Here is a 16501-nt window from a genome sequence, read left to right as displayed (position 1 = left end):
GCCTCAGTCGTTGAAGGTGAATTTCTTGATGACGCAGAGCAGGTGAAACGGCAGGGGCTGGTCCTGCACAACGGTTAGCTGTGCCTCGCCCCGCTCCCATCCAAGGTTCTCGATGCGGTGAACACCGCTGAACAGCGACAACGGTGTGTCGAGCACATCGGTGCCGAAGTTACGGAAGGCCACGACCTGGCCGTTGATTTCGCAACCGATGGTTTCGAGGAAGCGCGCGGTAACCTCACCGATGCGCATGCTGTTGCCCTGGGCGGTGCCGGTGTTGCCGGCAACCTCGGGCGTCAGCGTCTTAACGGTGGTTTTGAAGTGCAGTCCAATGGTTACGGCCTTGGCGTTTCGCGGGATGGTCACGCTACCGCTGACGACCACTTGAGGCTGCATCACCACGCCATCTGCAACGATGTCGACGGTCTTCCCTTCGAGGTGTGCCAGGCCGCCCCATGTGGCTGCGCCTGGGCCGCTGGTGGCAGTGATCCCGCAGTCCACGTTTACACCTGATGTAAAGCGCTCGATGTAGCGCTTGGTGACGCCGCCGATGGTGCGGTTGACGATGGTCCACACCTGCTCGCCAGTGCTGGTTGGAACGCTTGCGACCGACTCGTACAGCCCGTCCGTGGTCTGACGCGCCCAGCCAATCACGTCTTGGTCACGGTCCACGGTAAGGGTTGCCATCACGCCGTCAGCGCGCGGCAGGAACAGAATCGATTCCGGCTCCTGCTGATACGCCATATCAACGATGCCGCTGATGGTGATGTGCTCGGAAAGCACCGACATATCAGGCGCGCCGTAGGCATCGGAGTCGTACTTGTAGGCCATGGCCCGCAGCTTCCGATTAGCGCGCTGAATGAAGTACAGCTCGTTACCGATGCGCACCGGCTTGACGTTGTTGCAGCCGTAAACCGACTGGTTTTTCACCTGAATGTTGGTGGGCGTGATGGGCTTCTCGACCCCGCCAGTAAGCGAAAACTCACCGCCGTAGGTGAGTGCGATCAGCGCCTTAATCTGGGCCATGTGGCTGATGGGGTTGATCTGGTCGCTGGACACGGTGAACGACATGGCATCGTCGTCTTTGGTGCCCAGCTCGAAGTTCAGATATTCCCCGGTGCGTGACTCCCAGATCGTTTGAGGGAAGTTCGGCGAGCCGGCGCAGACCAGCCGCTGTTCATGCAGCGTGCCAGTGCCTGGGTAGCCGTCGACGTCGTTCCACACGCTGGCCTCAAGCGACCAGGCGTTGGGCGGTGATGGAGTTGCCGACGTGGCAACAGTTCGAGTTGTGCCGGTAATCGTGACGGCGTCAGTGATTGCTACCAGCTCGAACAGGCCGCCGTTCACCTTCACGAACTTGCCTAAGTCGCCGAACCGCCAGCCTGCTGCACTGAGCGTCAGGTTGACGTTTGCACCCACACTGCCAACACCGCTTAGGGTTAGCGTCGTCAGCGGCGAGCCCTTGAGCGACCAAGTGGCAAGGGAAACACCAGCAAAGGCGTTGGTGATGTCCACGGTGGCAGCGGTGGCGCTGCTTACACCAGTGATCTTGGCTACGCCTGTGCCCGACCAAATCTCGCGCCCGACGTCAGAAGCTAGAAAGATGGCGGCCGCAGAGGTTGCGCTGCGCCCTGTGCCCACCGACGCCGCGCCCAACGTGAGCCCGGTGATTACATCAATGCCCTTCTCGTCGAATGGCTTGGTCACGAACGGCGCGGGGGCCAGGCTCCACTGGGTATTCTGTCGACCGACGCAGTCGGTACACCGGCACCAGGGTGTTGAACAAGAACATGGTGTCTGCGCCCTGGACGTAATCCAGCGCACTCAACATCGCCTCGGTGTAGGGGCTCACCAGCTCGGCAGCAAAGGTGCCGTCGAGCCGGTAGATACGCGCATACAGGTCGCCGAACTCAACCATGTAGGCCTGCGTCTTGTTGAAGATGTAAGGGATCAGACGCGAGCGCTTGGCGCTGGTCTTGGTTTCCGCAACGTAGATCGTGCCATCGCGGCGCTTTGCCCCGCCGTGCACCAGTGGCCAGGCGTTCTCGATTAGCTCCGCACCGTTGGCGTAGCGCGCCAGGTCGACACGGCCGTACATGCGCGGGCTCACTTCGCCGGCGGTGAAGTTGGTCTGGATCAGTGATAGGCGAGGCATCAGCCGTGTGCTCCAAAGCGGGCGCTGTACAGGCGCTCATCACCAAGGGTTTGGGGCGGATCTTCCTGGCCATCAACGGCGCGGGCCACCTTCTTGGCCATGGATAGCTTCTGCTCCATGGTTTGCTGCATCGCTGCGGATTGGGTGATTGGATAGGCCAGGGCCGCAGCCATGGCGAGAGTCATCAGCGACACCAGGCTGGCGTCCCACGTGTTCTCCACATCGTTCAGGAACACGTAACGCAGCTCGACCGACGTTGCGTCGGCTTGGATGCTGCGCCCTTCCAGCAAGTAATCGATTTGCAGGTTGTTCTGCCCTACCTCAAGCACGCGCAGGAAGTCGGCCGGCAGCTCAAACGAGGCGGAATAGCCAAAGGGTGGTGCATCGGAGTCGGGAGCGAGCAGCACGCGCTTGATGCAGCAGTTCCACGGGTGAGTACGCAGCAGGTCATCACGGATGGTCGGATAGAGGCCGGAGCAGATGCGCGCCCGGTCGACAGGGTCTTCGAAGCTGCTGATGGTCTGCGCCCCCAGCATCAGCAGCGCGTTGGAGCAGATCGAAACAGCGGTTGCTTGGCCCATGTTCAAACTCCAGATAAAAGAACCGGGGCGCATGGCCCCGGCTGTAAATGCGCCATCCCTGGCAGTCGCCTATCAGTTTTGGCCGGCGTACAGCGCCACCAGAGTGATGACCTGACCGGCAGGCAGACCCGCGCCGGCTACAACCGAGCGGAGTTCGCTTTGGTCGGTTGCATCGCCAGGCTTGACCACGCCCACTTCGAACAGCGCGCCGTTGGCGAACTGCGCTTCGGCTGCCAGCTTGGCGGCGGTTGCTACCGAGGAAGCTGCCATGTAGCGGGCCGGCACCACGGCATCGCCAAGGTTGAGGGTGGAAGAGGCAGTGCCGACCGCGCAGAAGATGGCCGAGCCCGGCATCAGGCGTGCGCCCAAAGGCAGGTAGCCCCACGAAATGACGTCGGCGATTGCCAGGCCACCAACCGGAACGGTGAATTGGCTGACAAAGCACTGAACATCAGCGCCTTGCAGGTTGGGTTTAACCATCTGCTGGGGAAGTGCGGCGCGGGCCGCCGCGAGTGCTGCGAGAAAAGTTGCCATGCTTGAAGCTCCTGAATCAGTGAGTTGGGTTGTGAAGCGCCTGGCTTACGGCTCCAGGCAAGCGATCTCCACGACTTTCTCTTCTTCGACCCGGACGGAGCCGATAGACATCTTGGCGTAGATGCGTACGTTGAAGCCCTTGCTTGGGTCTTCGCCGACCTTGGTCATGATGTCCGCACCCTTGCCCAGCGTTACGCCGGACTTGGCGTAGGCGTACAGGAAGCGAGTGGTGGAAACCTTCGGGCAGCGCTCGGTAGGAATCCAGTTGAAGCCCATCCACTTGCCGCGCACGCTGCCTTCACGCAGGAACTGGCCGGCCAGGTAGTCGGTGCTGGTCAGGGTGGTGTCTGCCAGGATTTGCGCAGCGGCTGCGGCGTTGTAGAGCATGTACAGCTCTTCGCCTGCCTCTTCGTCCGCTTCGTTGGTACGGAACAGGGTCTTGGCCTGAATGATCTTGGCCTTGGTCAGGTTCGTACCGCCCACCGCGATCTTCTGGCTGGTCGGCAAAATGATGTTGCCGGTGGTGGCGCGGGAGTTGCCGCCCAGGGACGAGATAATCACGTCGTCTTTGGCGCGGTTCAGGGACGCCAACCATGGCCTTGACGTAGTCCGAGGTTGGGTCCACCAACATGCGGATCTTGTCTTGGTCGTCGACCATGTCGCCGTCTTCCCAATCGAACAGGTCGACGAAGCGGGTCGAGTGCGGTTGATCGTTGATCGGGGTGTCGCCGTGGCGCTGAGTGCGACGGGTAGCGGTACGTTGGCCCAGGCGGTTGATGGACTTGGACATACCGACAATGTTCGGTTCTTGCGCAACAGTGTTCTCAAGGCGGGACTGAGATTGTTGAGCAACGTGGCGGAAGTTGTCAGCGAACTGCTGGACAAAGGCTTCGGTGATTTGCTGAGACATACAGATGCACTCCAAAGGTTAAAGGGGTGTGCCGGCAGGGTGTCCACCTGGGTGGGCCTGTAGGTCCTGGCGTGCATCGGCTTTGCTCTCGCCTCGGGGCAGTCCGGGTATCTGCGAGCCATCGCAGGCCGGCCCATTGCTGGGATGCCTGCGATGTTGTCGGTGGTGGTCGGTCGGTTTCCCGACTATTTGCGGGAGGGGGTTACGAGGGGGTCTTAGTGTGGATTCGCGAAGCTGGGCGGTTGTAGCGGGCGCTGTACATCCCATCCAGTTGTTGCTGAATGCCTGGGCGCTTCGGATCGTGCGGCGGCAGTTCCTCCAACTGTTTGCGCAACTCGGAGGCCTTCACGTCGAAGTCCGCTTCGTTCACAGGGTTGCCGCCGTTGATTGGCGAGTCCTCGCGGATTTCCTTACCAATGTTGGCGGTGAAGGCCAGGAAGTCCGGGTCATTGCCGTACTTGGCCATCAGGCGGTCAAAGCTGCCAGGGCCATCGCCTTCGCTGGCGAACGTCTGCGCAGCGCGGTAGGAGGCCTGCACGTTGGAGCGCATGGCTTGGTCGTCTTTCCAGACGGTCTTGAGCTCAGCCACGCATTCCTGCTCAGTCAGCGCAGCAGCGCCACCAATGAGCTCAGGAACGCGGCCGAGGTATTCACCAAGCACGTATTCAACCTGGGCGTTGGTGAGGCCTTTGGCATGCGCACCCTTGAGAAAAGCTTGGGCGTCAGGCTCAGCCTTGAACGTCTCCCAGTCGAAGCCGTCGACCTCCACTTTGGGCGCGTACTCTTCGGCGGACTTGGGCGGCGCATCGCCAGAACCCATGCGGGTTTCAAGGTGTTTGTAGGCTTCGGCAACCTTGCGTGACGATGCTTCAAGGTCAAGGCTCCCGTCGGCTTTGTTGGTGCGGTACTTCTCGGGGATGTAATCGTTGTTCGCGCCCTGATTGAGCAGCGACCCGCCGTCGGCCGGTGGCGTTACAGGTGGATTGCCGTTGCCGCCGCCACCCTCGCCGCCTTCTGCGCCGGGCTCAGCCTGGAAGAAGTGGCCCAGCATTCGGTGAACAAACAGGTTCATTGGTTTTCCTCTTCGGTTTGGTCTTGCACGTTATTGGCGCGGTTGATCCGCAACAGGATGTGGTCGAGCACCTCGCGGTGCCCGGCCTGCATGTAGGTGGTGAGAATTGCGTCGATGCCGCCAACGGTGACGGCGTTGCGGGCGAAGCGCTGAATCAGCAGCTCCAGGCATGCAGCCCCTTCGTGGTGCTGTTCGAACACGCGCTTGAACATCGCGTCTTGCTGCTCGGGCGTCAGCTCATTCATGCCGCTGCTCCCTGCTGTTTGATTGCTGCGTCAGCCACCTGCGCCTGCATTTGCTGCTGCTGGGCTTGTTCCTGCGCTGCCTGCTGCTCTTCTGCCCGCTGCTTGCGCTTCTCGTCGACCTCGGCGGTGCTGCGCATGATCGAGGACGGCACGCCCAGGGCCTCGCCCTTGAACTGCAAGGCAGCGTCCATGTCGATGTTGTCGAGCGGTTCGAGGCTTTGGGTTGCCGATGCGATTTCAAGCGCGCTGGCCACCACCTGATCAATCGCCGTGACCTCCTGCAGTTTCTGCGCACGCGCCAGGGGGCTGAGATAGCGCACGGTGAAGTTGCGGCCACCCAGCGACTCTGGCGCCTGGCCCAGCACGCCGGCGCGGTAGGCGATGCCAAAGCAGCGCTCGATCAGGGGTTGCAGGTACTCAGCCTGGAAGCGGCCATAGACCGGGCCGAGCAGTTGGCGCACCAAGTTCATGCGGGCGTGAATCTCGGTGGCGGTGACCGCTGGCTTGTCCGCTGGCGGCAGTGAATCAGCCATAAGCGTCTTGCGGATGGACGCCTGCAATCGCTGAATCTTGGCGTCGGCGTACTGGAAGTTGGAGCCTGGTTGCAGCGGCTTCATGCTGTCGACGCTGTTCGCAATGATGATCTTGCGCGCCCCCACCTTGACCGTGCGGGGGTTGAGCACGCCGTCATCCTCGGCAATCCACATACCAGCAATGGCCAGGTCGCCGGCCGCCAGGTCCATGCGGCACAGCTCGTTGAGGGTGCGAGCATCCGGCAGCGCGTCGAACATGGCGCCCACGGCGTACACGCTGTCGGGAATCATCATCCATCGAGGCACAACGACCGGAAATTCGTGGAAGCCCGATTCGCTCACCATCGTCTTTTGGTCGACCTCGACCTTGTACGAGGCAAACGGCATGTTCTTCGCCAGGCGCCCGCCGACTGCGTACACAGAACGCGGGGTGATGCAGTGCACGAACTTGACCGCCTCCTGCGGCTTGTCGTCGGCGAACTTCCGCGTCTGCTCGCTGACGTTGTCCGCCCCGAACTCTTTGACGGCCTGCTCGGCTGTCAGGGTGTATTCGCGGTAGATGGTGTCAATCTTGCCGCCCGACACGCTTGCCGAGCAGTACACGCTCGCAATGGGCCACAGGTCGAAGTTGAACCCGCCCTTGCCTTGGTTCTCGCCGATGTACAGCGCAAACCATCCAGCGCAGACAGCATCAAGCAGCCCCTCAAAGGCTGCTGCGTCGAAGTTGGCTGCGTGGATGTTCTGCCAGAGGATGTCGGCCGACTCGTCCAGCCAGCGGCGCTCGTCCTCGGTTTCGTTGCCGACGTCCATGCCAAACCACAGGGAGTTAGCCGGCGTAAGCCCCGACATGATGGTCGAGGCGAGAATGCGCGCAGCGTCGGTGGTGGTGCTGTCCAGCATGCGGGCCTTGCGCATCTGCGCTTCCATGGCCGTGATGCTCTCGCCGTTGAAGCCACTACCCCGAATCGGGTAGCTGTGGTCGTAGCAATCACGCCAGACCGACTCATGCGGCGAGCGTAGCGACTTCAAGGTGCTCAACGTTTTGGCGATCTGGGTGGCGTTCATTGGCCGAGGGTGCTCTTGCCGGAGTTGAGGACGGACCCTTGCGCGCCACCGGTAGACAGCAAGCTGCTCTCGGCCTTGCGCTTCTTACGGGCGACTGTTTCGTCGTTGGCCTTCACGGCAGCAGCATCTGCGGCCTTCTGAGCCGTAACTCGCTGGGTCTTCGGTCTGGACGACCTTTGGCTTTTGGGTTTGCTCGACATGGCTTAATCCTTGGCCTTGACCTCAGGGCACAGCCAGCCTTCGCTGGTCAGCACGGGTTGCTTGATGGCGGTTGCATCGACGACGCCGGCCGCGCGCTTGGTTGCAGGCGCTTGCACCTGGGTGGCTGCCGGGGGCTGTTCCTGCTTTGGCGGCTCCATGAACGGCTCACCGCCAGCATTGAGGCGTGCGGCTTCGTCCTCGGCCAAGGCTTTGGCGCCATCGCCAGAACACAACGAAGTCGCTGAACCAATCGTCCAGGGCGGACGACCAGACACGCCAGCGCCCGCCGCCGTTGTGCTTCGCGCTGAAGATAGGGTCGGGGGTGGCTGGGCCGGTGCTGGTGGTGGCGTCCTCTTTCACCGGCTCGCCAGGGGTTTGAACTTTGAGTGCTGGGGTGGACATGGGGTAAAGCCCTCGGGTTGATGGGGAATCAACAAAGTGAGGGCCTAGGATCGAAGGGACTTGCGGTCGGGTTCCCGACTATTTTGGATCGGCGGGAACCACGACGGTGATGGCGTTCTCAGGGTGGATAGCTGGCGGCCGCGCCTTATCCAGCTGCACTTCCAGATACCCGACCTTGGATTGCAGGTTCAACACCAGCGTGCGGAGCTGTCGATTCTCCAACTCTTGATCGCTGCACAGCACTCGCAGGTTGTAGATGGATTCGTTCTCCGAGCGTGCTGCCAGTATTGCCCGGTCAGCCTTGCACTTGAGCTCAAGGCTTTCTGCGGCCTGGTCAAGTAGTTGCTTTACGTTGGTCTGCATCGTCGTTACCTCATGCTTTGGAGTGGTAAGCCCACCAGTCACCAATGGCGACCATGGGAACGGTCTTGCGATTCTTTCCGGTGATCTGGCACCAGAACGACAACAGGCGCTCGCCTTCGCTGTACCGAGGCTCGGCGCCCTGCTTCCAGCCGATCAGCGTGGACTTGGGCACCCGCACGTGTGACGCAATCGAGCCCAGGGAGTAGCCACCACGCACAAGCGCAGTGATTACCTGAAACCAGTCAACGTGCAGGCTCGGGTCAGGCTGGCCGTTTGGCTTGGCAGGCTTCGCCGTGGCCACCGGAATAGCCAGACGAGCAACCACCACCCCATGCGGCTCATTGCACACAGGATCGCCAGGCTGGGCCTGGAACAGTGCGAGCTGGTCGGGGTGTAGGACGGCCATGTTCAGCCTCCAAACGCGCACGCGCGCGAGGCAGGCAGTGGTTGAGCGGCACGGTCAAGCATCCCCGTCAGCTTCTCAACGATGCGCAGCAGCTCGGCCCGTGGGTTATCGAACAGGAGTGGATGCATGGCTTCACGCAGCCCAACCATGGCGCCGTCCGGCAGCATCAGGTCAACAGCGACGAACACGAACCCGTCTACGCCGAATTCCCGGCAGTGCCAGTTAGGTGTGTTGATCACGACGACTCCCCCACCAGCGGAACAACACGCACCGCTACACCTGGTGTCGGGCCGAAGCGCTTGGACAGGGAGACGTTAACCACCTGCACGTCATCCTTGAACACAATGCCGTTGATGCCGTCGCAGATGGCCTTGAGCACGTTGTCGGCGTCTGGCTTCTTGGTGGGCATGACCTGGCCAGCGAGAGCCGCGGTTGTTTTCTTCTGCGACCACGACGCGGCAACGGACACGACAATGCGCAGCTCCATCATCACTGGCCCGGCAATCAGCTCCCGGCCGGCCATGGCGTGTTGTGCTGCTACGGCAATCAGGCTTTCGTAATTGGCAGTCTTCTTCGGCGTGAACAGCCGAGCATGGCCACCGACTTTGCCAACGCGTGGCCTGCCCTTCCCTACGGCCTCACCTGGCACAACGAACGAAACGGGTTTGAGGTCTTGCATCGTCATGCGCTCCGCTTGCCGAACCGAGCCATCAGCAGCGCACGTGCTGCCTTGCCGTCGGTTGGGATGTTCTGCGCGGTGATCAGGTCGCGCGCTTCTCGGTGTGAGTGGGCGAACTGCACCTGCATTGGGGTTTTGCCGTCGAGGCTGATGCCTTTGCGAATCTCCTCACGCAGCGGTTTGCCCATGACGGCACGTGCACGAACGATGGCGTAATTGCGGTTGAAGACCTCGCGCAGGGCTTTGTCGCTCAGCTTGGCGGTCTGCAGGTCAAACTTGCCGGTGGCCTCCGCTGCAACATCCACGGCTTCGTGGCTGTAGGTGCCGGTCAACGCTTGCGCCCAGGCCTCTGACTCTGCAGGCAGCCCTGGGATGTGCAGGCACAGCTCACGAAACCCCGTCGCACTGGGTGGCCAGTCGCCGGTCAGTTGCTCCAGGCCGTTAGCGATCTGCTTGCCGGTGAGGCCTTTGAGGTGCCTTGCCCATGAATGATCAAGCGTTGGGCTCTCGCCAAAACTCGACGTCCAGCGGTGACCGTAGGTCTCCACCATCTTTAGCCATAGGTGCTCCATGCGTTCCAGGCGTTGGGCGTCCAACATCGATGGCGCGCTCTGCTCGCTGCTTGCTGATGGCGTTTCGGACTTTGTCGACTGCTGAGACAGAGCCTTTGCGGCTACTGCTGCTGCCGTTGGCGCTGTTCTGAGGGGCTTTTGTTTGGGCAAGTCCTGTTCGGTGTGCATGTCGCGCCTCGCGCTTTAGCTTCTGAGCCAGTTCGTGTTCCCACTGGCCTTGGGATTGGTGTTTCTCGTCGCGGTTGATCCAGTACGAAACGAACTCCTGCATTTGCTCGGTCGTGGCTGTGACTGGACCAAGGCCGTTGCGCATGGCTGTGGCTTTCCAGCCGCGTGCGGATGGCTCCCAACCGTCGTGCATGGGGAAACGTGTCGTAGGAAGAAGACCGGACTCCGGAAGTAGGTTGTTGCTCAGCCCTACCCCTGTGTGTTGCTCGGGTTGTAGCTCTGCTGCGGCGCCGTGGTTCAAGCCCTCTGGATTCGGGGCTTGTGGCTTTCTGGAATTGGGTTGCAGATCGGGTTGCAGATCGGGTTGTAGCTCGGTTGTAGCTCTTTTAGGCGGAGTATCTTTGCGGGCGTGGGGAAACTCGAAAACCAAAGGGCCAATGACACTCAACGCACCCAGCTTTTCCAGCCTTCTAACGGCTGATCGGTACTGCTCGCGGGTCACCGGCTTAGGTGATGGCCGCCCTGGTATCGGGTCAACGGTGAAGCCTTCCCGCAGTACGATTTCGTTGAGCAACGTCTTGCGCCCGGCAATGCCTGTCGCAAAGTCCATACGGCGCTTTATAGCCACGTACAGCTTGAGTAGTTCGGCCGGCTCACCTGCCAGCAGCGACCACTCGGCATCGTTGATCAAGATGGCTGTCACTATCAGCCCTCTTCCAACTGGTCGACGTTCTGAATCAGCTCCATGTACCGCTTGGCCTGATGCAGCAGCGTTTCAATGTCCCGCTTGTTGAAGCACTGCATGTCCATCGGCACGACCTTCAAGCCGAGCACAGCCAGGATCTGGCAGAACTGCTCGAACTTCTCCGGCTTCATGCGGCTGATAGTCGCTTCGTCGCAACCCACTGCAAGCGCGACGGGTGCATTGCCCACAGATGCAAGCTCACGCATGAGAACGCTGTAGTTCTTGCGGGCCCTTACGGTCTGATCCTGGCTCAATTGCTCCGTCGACATGATCACGACGCCATCTGCTGCATGGGCGTGTCTTCCTGGCGAGCAACCAACACGCCGCCTGCCGACTTCTCAAGCACGCACTGCTGCTGATAGGAGAAGCCGCCAGCCGACTTGCACTGCGACACCCTGCCAGGCGTAAGGCCCAGCTCAGTGGCTATCGCTCGCCCGCTCCCGAAATGGTCGAGGGCCTCTTGGTAGGTCATTTGCCTATCCTCCGGTGGTTTTGGCCGGAGTTTAGAAAAGTAAACCGGATAAAGCAAGGAATCTAAACCCAATGATGTTTAGCATCCTAAACATGGAATTCTCAGACCGCGTGAAAGAACGCATGAAGGCGCTCGGCATAACTGCCGTCGACCTCGCCAAACAGGTTGGCGTCTCTAAAGGCGCTATCACCCATTGGACCAACGGCACGAATCAGGCTGGGGGTAAGCGTCTGCTGCGCCTGGCTGAGGCGCTGGAGTGTGAGGCGGCTTGGCTCGTCTCGGGCGGCGCGTCCCTGTTTAAGACCAGTTCCGGGCGGTTGACCATCGTGCCCGGTGACGATGCACAGGCGCCCACCGAAGCCCAGCATCCCGATAGCCCAAGCGAAAAGGATTACGCTCTGATCCCTCAATTCAAAGCCCACGGCTCATGTGGGGATGGCTACCTAAACGACCATGTTGAGGTCACCGAAGGATTGGTGTTCAAGCGCGACTGGCTCGCGCGGATGAAGGCCAAGCCGGAGAACCTGAACGTCATCTACGCTGAGGGCGACAGCATGGAGCCCTACGTGTTCGCTGGAGACGTGGTGCTATTTGATCGGTCAGCCACTGAGCCCAGGGACCGCCAGGCGTATGTGATCCGCAGGCCTGACGGCGGCATCAGCATCAAGCGGCTGATTCAGCAGATATCTGGCGGCTGGCTGATCCGAAGCGACAACACTGACAAGTCGAAGTACCCGGACGAGCAGTTGTCCGAGGATGCGTTGCACGAAATACCGATTCTCGGCCGGGTTATCTGGCGCGGCGGTGAGATGTGAACAGCCCCATGACGAAGGAGTGCCGGTGGTGAAAAAAGGAATTGTCGTTCTGTTAGCTCTGGCCGCCCTGTCCGGCTGCATCAGCAGAGAAGGCCGCACCTCGGGCATCATCGGCTGCCCGCCAGATGAAGTGAAAATCAGCAACGAGCAAACGCAGTTCCAAACGATCACCTGGCAGGCCACTTGCCGTGGCAAATCGTTCTACTGCACGGGTGACTCCGGTGGCGGAACGACTTGCGCCCCGCTGCTGGAAGCCAACTAGATCGGGAACCTCGCCTCAAACAGGGAAAAATATGGACGACTCGAAGCCGGAAACGTTTAGCGAAAGCCTAGGCAGAAGCCTTGGGCAGCTTTTCGCCATTTCCATGCATCAAGCTCGAGCAACGATGCAACTTGCGGAAGCAATCAAAGACGACCCTAATGTTTCCGAAGCAACGAAGCAGCGCGTTGAGGAAGCTACTCAGTGCATCGGCAGCATTGTTCGGATCATTGAAAACAGCATCGGGGGCGAAGGTGTACCGTCAGTAAAGGACTACGTAGGGATCACTGATGAATAACGTTGATAGCACCCTCGTTAATCGCTTGATCGATAACCTACAGAGGCAACTTGCATACACTGAGGGCACGGAGCCCCATACTGGGGGTAGAGAACCTCCCGGAGGAAGTGGTGTGGAAGCGCGCGTAGCAAAGCTTGAGTCTGACGTTGGTTATATCCGCCGCGATTTGGATAGCGTGGCAGGCGACATCAAGGACATGAGAAAAGACATGCGGGAGGATTTTCGCCTCCTCTTCGGCGCCCTGGTTGTTGTCGCCCTAGGCCTTGCCGGCATGATGGCCAAAGGTTTCGGCTGGTTGTAATCCAGCGCAGTAGTACCCAAGCCCGCCCCGAGCGGGCTTTTTTTACGCCTGTAGAATTTAGTTATCTAAATCTTTTCTTGACGCCTTTCGTTTAGTTTTCTAAATTATGCCTGTCGCTGGCTTTCACAGCAGCACAGGTAGCGATGAACCGGCCTCAACGGTTCAGAGGGATGGCAACTGTCCCAGGGTGCGCAGCGTAAAGCCCCAAACAAGTTTTCCAGCGGACAGGGTCGCGGCTGGAGCTAACAACGGAATTTTTCACTTCTGCACCTGGCGACGGGTGCAGCGGGAAACCAACCGGAGCACGACCATGGATCAACCAGAAACAGCCACACCCGTGAAATGCACTTACTGCGGAAAGCCAGCAGACCCAGTCGTTCGCAGAAACATCATCGACCAGGCCTACGACAACAACCGCCGCAAGAAATATGTCCGCACCCGGGAGTTGCCCTTCTGCAGTCAGGAACACGGAAGCAACTACCAGATGGGCTGCGAAGGCTGAACAACTCCGCTCCACCTTTGCCCCGCTCACACCGGGGCTTTTTTCGCGTTCATCCGAAAGCACTTTCCCCCGTGCCCAACGGCAACCACCGGTGCGGCCAAGTGCTTCCGAATGAATGCCCACCGTGAGGAAAACCCATGCAACACGCAATCAGCCCGGTGGGCGCCGAATTGGCCCGCCATGAACGCTCACTGAGCCGCGACGAGTCGTTGCGCCGCGCCATTGAGAAACGGCTTGACCAAGTCACCGAGGAAATCGAGTGGCAGCAGCTTGAAGAAGTGATGGCCGAGGCGCCGCAAGCCCAGCGCAAAGAGTTCTGGTCCGCGCTGATCGATCTGCTGGAAGTGGAGCCCCGCTTTCTGCACCGCCGCAACGTGTCCCTGATCGCCGCACCGCTGCAAGAAGCGGTCGCCGTGGCGGTTGATACCCAAGTCAGAAAGGAGTTTGAGCAGTGAAACGACTTCACGAAGTTGCCGGCCGGACTCGCGCCAAGGCCCTGGAGTTGGCAGCCCGCTACGGCTACGGCCAACCGACATTCATTGAATACAACGGCACCGTGTGGGTGCTGCATTTTGAGGTGAAGAAATGATTGCAAGCGACCTGTACTTGAAGTTGACCGACCCGACCGGCGCCAAAGAGCCGGTCATCACCCACCACCGTGTTTGGGACGCCAAGCTGTTCATGCAGGCCCAGCGCGTTTTTGCACACCGAAAAAGGCGTCTACCCCCGCCGACGTTCGCCTGGCCACTCAGGCAACCGAAGCCGAATACCGCGAATTCATGGGTTACAAGGAGCGCGCAGCATGACCGATGTAGCCGTAAGACAACCGTTTAGCCTGGCGCCGCAGAACATCGACGAGGCTTTGCGCTTTGCCGATCGCCTCGCCGAGTCGTCCATCATCCCTAAAGACTTCGTGAGAAACCCCGGCAACATTCTTGTTGCCATCCAGTGGGGCATGGAGCTGGGCCTGCAACCCATGCAGGCGATGCAAAACATCGCGGTCATCAACGGGCGACCATCACTTTGGGGTGACGCGGTAATCGCCCTGGCGCGTAGCTCACCGCTTTGTGAATACGTGTACGAGAGCGACGACGGCGAGACGGCTACCTGCCGAGTGAAGCGCCGCGGCGAAGAGGAACAGGTGCGCACGTTCAGCATGGCCGACGCCAAGCTGGCCGGCCTGGTCGGTAAGGCCGGACCCTGGAGCCAGTACCCCAAGCGCATGCGCCAGATGCGCGCCCGGGCCTTCGCGCTGCGTGACGTGTTCCCCGATGTCCTGCGTGGTATGCCCGTCGCCGAAGAGGTGATGGACACCCCAGCCGAGCGCGAAATCAACCCGACTCGCCAGCCGGAAGCACCGAAAGAACTGCCGGCCTACCCCGACAGCAAGCTCGACGAAAACGCTGATAAGTGGCGGGTGATGATCAGCCAAGGCAAAGCGAGCCCTGAACACCTGATGGCCACCATCAGCAGCAAGTACACCCTCACCGAGGCGCAGAAAAGCCGCATTCGCGACCTCGCCCCCATCGAAGGAGAGTCCACCGATGAAAGTGCATAACGTCCAGCAGGGCACCGCCGAGTGGCACGCCCTTCGCGCCAATTACTTCACCGCTTCCGAGGCGCCCGCGATGATGGGCGTCTCGAAGTACATGAGCCGCAGCGATCTGCTGACGCAGAAGAAAACCGGCATCGTGCCGGAGGTCAGCGGCGCGGTACAGAACCTGTTCAACCTGGGCCACGCCACCGAAGAAAAGGCGCGCCCTCTCGTCGAAGAGCTGATCGGCGAAGAGCTGTTCCCCATCGTTGGCACCAGCGGCAACCTGCTGGCCAGCATGGACGGCGCCACGATGATGGGTGACACCCTCTTCGAACATAAGCTGTGGAACGAGCGGGTCGCGGCGAGCATCCGCATGGGTGAGCTTGAGCCGAACTACTACTGGCAGCTTGAGCAGCAGTTGTTGGTCAGCGGTGCCGAACGGGTGATTTTCGTTTGCTCGGACGGCAGCCGCGATAACTTCGCCCATCTGGAGTACCGCCCGGTCGCCGGCCGGCGCGAACAGTTGCTGGCTGGCTGGAAGCAGTTTGAAGAAGAGCTGGCCAGCTTCGCCCCGCAAGAAACCAAGGTCGAGGCTGTCGGCCTGTCGCCGGAGCAACTGCCGGCGCTGCGCGTTGAAGTAACCGGCATGGTGAAGGCTTCCAACCTGGCGGACTTCAAGCGCCATGCCTTCGCGGTGTTGGGCGATATCAAAACCGACCTGCAGAACGACCAAGACTTCGCCAACGCTGACAAAACCGTGAAGTGGTGCGGCGATGTCGAAGACCGGCTGGAAATGGTGAAGAAACAGATTCTTGGCCAAACCGCCGACATTGATCAGGTGTTTCGCACCATCGACGAAATCAGCGCGCAGACCCGAGCCAAGCGGCTGGAGCTGAACAAGCTGGTTGAGAGCCGCAAGAAGTCGATCCGCGAAGACATCGTCATTGGCGCCGCCAAAGAGTTGCAGGAGCACATCGACCAAATTAACGGCACCCTGGGCGGCAAGGTTCGCTTGCCTCGCGTGCAGGCCGACTTCGCCACCGCGATCAAGGGCAAGAAGACGGTTTCCAGCCTGCAAGAAGCTGCCAATACCGAGCTGATGCAGGCGAAAGTGGAAGCCAACCGAATCGCCGACGGCATTCGGGCGAACCTCAAAAGCCTGAACGAGCTGGCCATCACCCACCCGTTTCTGTTCCACGATGCTCAAGAGCTGGTGTTGAAGGCCAACGATGATTTGGTTGCACTGATCAAGGTCCGCATCAGCGAGCACGAAGAGCTTGAGCAGAAACGCCGCGAGGCCGAGGCCACCAAGCAGCGCGAGGCTGAGCAGTTGGCAGCAGATCAAGCAGCCAAGGTTGCGGCGGCCCAGGCGCCGGCGCCGGTGGAAGACACCAAGCCCGAGGTGCTTGAGCCAACGCCCGTTGTGCCTGTGGGCGTGGTCACCCAGGTTGTGCAGCAGGAACCCCAGGCTGCGGTCGACAACGGCCAGCGCATCAAGCTTGGCGACATCGGCGCCGCCCTCGGCTTCTCCCTGTCGGCTGACTTCCTGACCTCGCTGGGCTTTGAGCCGGTCGCCCGTGAGCGCTCCGCGCAGCTTTACCGCGCCAGCGACTTCCCGCGCATCTGCTCTGCGCTGGTCGCTCACATCCAGCAGGCCCAGCTAAGCCAAGCCGCCGCCTGATATGGGGG

27 protein-coding genes and 1 pseudogene are annotated in these 16501 nt (G+C 60.6%); 9 read left to right on the top strand and 19 right to left on the bottom strand.

Annotated features, from left to right (window positions below):
- Positions 1-3: 3 nt before the first annotated feature.
- The 19 genes and pseudogenes from ACZZZP_RS06085 to ACZZZP_RS05995 form a co-directional block, all read right to left on the bottom strand.
- Positions 4-1704 carry a phage tail protein gene (locus ACZZZP_RS06085; RefSeq protein ID WP_463536353.1) on the bottom strand — a complete coding sequence of 567 codons (1701 nt, stop codon included), beginning with the start codon at positions 1702-1704 and terminating at the stop codon, positions 4-6.
- The gene (locus ACZZZP_RS06080) at positions 1673-2152 is read right to left on the bottom strand and encodes a hypothetical protein (protein WP_463536352.1); all 480 of its coding nucleotides are present in this window, start codon (positions 2150-2152) and stop codon (positions 1673-1675) included. Before ACZZZP_RS06080 ends, ACZZZP_RS06085 begins: the two co-directional genes overlap by 32 nt.
- Complete coding sequence (locus tag ACZZZP_RS06075) at positions 2152-2733, bottom strand: phage connector family protein (RefSeq protein WP_463382131.1); 582 nt, start codon at positions 2731-2733, stop codon at positions 2152-2154. The genes ACZZZP_RS06080 and ACZZZP_RS06075 overlap by 1 nt, the downstream gene beginning before the upstream one ends.
- A gap of 72 nt (positions 2734-2805) precedes the next feature.
- Positions 2806-3267 (bottom strand): hypothetical protein, encoded by a 462-nt coding sequence (locus ACZZZP_RS06070; RefSeq protein WP_463382130.1) that lies wholly within the window; start codon positions 3265-3267, stop codon positions 2806-2808.
- Between the two features lie 45 nt (positions 3268-3312).
- Positions 3313-3858 (bottom strand): phage capsid protein, encoded by a 546-nt coding sequence (locus ACZZZP_RS06065; protein ID WP_463536351.1) that lies wholly within the window; start codon positions 3856-3858, stop codon positions 3313-3315.
- 58 nt (positions 3859-3916) lie between these two features.
- A pseudogene (locus ACZZZP_RS06060) lies at positions 3917-4177 on the bottom strand (phage capsid protein); the annotation flags it as partial.
- A gap of 202 nt (positions 4178-4379) precedes the next feature.
- Complete coding sequence (locus ACZZZP_RS06055) at positions 4380-5249, bottom strand: hypothetical protein (protein ID WP_463382128.1); 870 nt, start codon at positions 5247-5249, stop codon at positions 4380-4382.
- Positions 5246-5494, bottom strand: a complete 249-nt coding sequence (locus ACZZZP_RS06050; protein ID WP_463382127.1) for a Bbp19 family protein — start codon at positions 5492-5494, stop codon at positions 5246-5248. The genes ACZZZP_RS06055 and ACZZZP_RS06050 overlap by 4 nt, the downstream gene beginning before the upstream one ends.
- Positions 5491-7092: a portal protein gene (locus ACZZZP_RS06045; RefSeq protein ID WP_463382126.1), complete on the bottom strand. Its 1602-nt coding sequence runs from the start codon at positions 7090-7092 to the stop codon at positions 5491-5493. The genes ACZZZP_RS06050 and ACZZZP_RS06045 overlap by 4 nt, the downstream gene beginning before the upstream one ends.
- Entirely contained in the window at positions 7089-7292 is a 204-nt protein-coding gene (locus tag ACZZZP_RS06040) for a hypothetical protein (protein ID WP_463536350.1), read from the bottom strand. Before ACZZZP_RS06040 ends, ACZZZP_RS06045 begins: the two co-directional genes overlap by 4 nt.
- Before the next feature lie 3 nt (positions 7293-7295).
- Positions 7296-7568: a hypothetical protein gene (locus tag ACZZZP_RS06035; protein ID WP_463536349.1), complete on the bottom strand. Its 273-nt coding sequence runs from the start codon at positions 7566-7568 to the stop codon at positions 7296-7298.
- Positions 7569-7773: 205 nt separating this feature from the next.
- Positions 7774-8058, bottom strand: coding sequence for a hypothetical protein (locus ACZZZP_RS06030; RefSeq protein WP_463382123.1), 285 nt, complete (start codon positions 8056-8058; stop codon positions 7774-7776).
- Positions 8059-8068: 10 nt separating this feature from the next.
- Entirely contained in the window at positions 8069-8464 is a 396-nt protein-coding gene (locus ACZZZP_RS06025) for a hypothetical protein (RefSeq protein ID WP_463382122.1), read from the bottom strand.
- Positions 8465-8466: 2 nt separating this feature from the next.
- On the bottom strand, positions 8467-8703 hold the full coding sequence (locus ACZZZP_RS06020; RefSeq protein ID WP_463382121.1) for a hypothetical protein: 237 nt from the start codon (positions 8701-8703) through the stop codon (positions 8467-8469).
- Entirely contained in the window at positions 8700-9143 is a 444-nt protein-coding gene (locus ACZZZP_RS06015) for a RusA family crossover junction endodeoxyribonuclease (RefSeq protein WP_463384661.1), read from the bottom strand. Before ACZZZP_RS06015 ends, ACZZZP_RS06020 begins: the two co-directional genes overlap by 4 nt.
- Positions 9144-9145: 2 nt before the next feature.
- Entirely contained in the window at positions 9146-9694 is a 549-nt protein-coding gene (locus ACZZZP_RS06010) for a hypothetical protein (protein WP_463382120.1), read from the bottom strand.
- On the bottom strand, positions 9636-10574 hold the full coding sequence (locus ACZZZP_RS06005) for a DnaT-like ssDNA-binding domain-containing protein (RefSeq protein WP_463536348.1): 939 nt from the start codon (positions 10572-10574) through the stop codon (positions 9636-9638). The genes ACZZZP_RS06010 and ACZZZP_RS06005 overlap by 59 nt, the downstream gene beginning before the upstream one ends.
- A gap of 14 nt (positions 10575-10588) precedes the next feature.
- On the bottom strand, positions 10589-10897 hold the full coding sequence (locus tag ACZZZP_RS06000; RefSeq protein ID WP_463382118.1) for a CII family transcriptional regulator: 309 nt from the start codon (positions 10895-10897) through the stop codon (positions 10589-10591).
- Between the two features lie 2 nt (positions 10898-10899).
- Positions 10900-11100: a helix-turn-helix domain-containing protein gene (locus ACZZZP_RS05995; RefSeq protein ID WP_463382117.1), complete on the bottom strand. Its 201-nt coding sequence runs from the start codon at positions 11098-11100 to the stop codon at positions 10900-10902.
- Positions 11101-11171: 71 nt separating this feature from the next.
- Here ACZZZP_RS05995 and ACZZZP_RS05990 point away from each other — a divergent pair, with 71 nt between their 5' ends.
- The 9 genes from ACZZZP_RS05990 (at position 11172) to ACZZZP_RS05950 (ending at position 16493) form a co-directional block, all read left to right on the top strand.
- Positions 11172-11915 (top strand): S24 family peptidase, encoded by a 744-nt coding sequence (locus ACZZZP_RS05990; protein WP_463382116.1) that lies wholly within the window; start codon positions 11172-11174, stop codon positions 11913-11915.
- A gap of 28 nt (positions 11916-11943) precedes the next feature.
- A complete protein-coding gene (locus ACZZZP_RS05985; RefSeq protein ID WP_463382115.1) occupies positions 11944-12177 on the top strand; it encodes a hypothetical protein in 234 nt (77 codons plus the stop codon).
- 31 nt (positions 12178-12208) lie between these two features.
- Positions 12209-12472: a hypothetical protein gene (locus ACZZZP_RS05980; RefSeq protein ID WP_463382114.1), complete on the top strand. Its 264-nt coding sequence runs from the start codon at positions 12209-12211 to the stop codon at positions 12470-12472.
- Positions 12473-12584: 112 nt separating this feature from the next.
- Entirely contained in the window at positions 12585-12773 is a 189-nt protein-coding gene (locus ACZZZP_RS05975; protein ID WP_463382113.1) for a hypothetical protein, read from the top strand.
- A 310-nt stretch (positions 12774-13083) separates the two neighbouring features.
- Positions 13084-13275, top strand: coding sequence for a hypothetical protein (locus ACZZZP_RS05970; protein ID WP_463382112.1), 192 nt, complete (start codon positions 13084-13086; stop codon positions 13273-13275).
- Positions 13276-13412: 137 nt separating this feature from the next.
- Positions 13413-13730 (top strand): hypothetical protein, encoded by a 318-nt coding sequence (locus ACZZZP_RS05965; RefSeq protein ID WP_463382111.1) that lies wholly within the window; start codon positions 13413-13415, stop codon positions 13728-13730.
- The gene (locus ACZZZP_RS05960) at positions 13727-13864 is read left to right on the top strand and encodes a hypothetical protein (protein ID WP_463382110.1); all 138 of its coding nucleotides are present in this window, start codon (positions 13727-13729) and stop codon (positions 13862-13864) included. The genes ACZZZP_RS05965 and ACZZZP_RS05960 overlap by 4 nt, the downstream gene beginning before the upstream one ends.
- A 213-nt stretch (positions 13865-14077) precedes the next feature.
- Complete coding sequence (locus tag ACZZZP_RS05955) at positions 14078-14833, top strand: recombinase RecT (protein ID WP_463382108.1); 756 nt, start codon at positions 14078-14080, stop codon at positions 14831-14833.
- Positions 14820-16493, top strand: coding sequence for a YqaJ viral recombinase family protein (locus ACZZZP_RS05950; RefSeq protein WP_463382107.1), 1674 nt, complete (start codon positions 14820-14822; stop codon positions 16491-16493). Before ACZZZP_RS05955 ends, ACZZZP_RS05950 begins: the two co-directional genes overlap by 14 nt.
- Positions 16494-16501 lie beyond the last annotated feature (8 nt).

The sequence above is a fragment of the Pseudomonas sp. AC211 genome (assembly GCF_979258055.1).
This window is presented reverse-complemented; position numbering and strand designations above follow the sequence as displayed.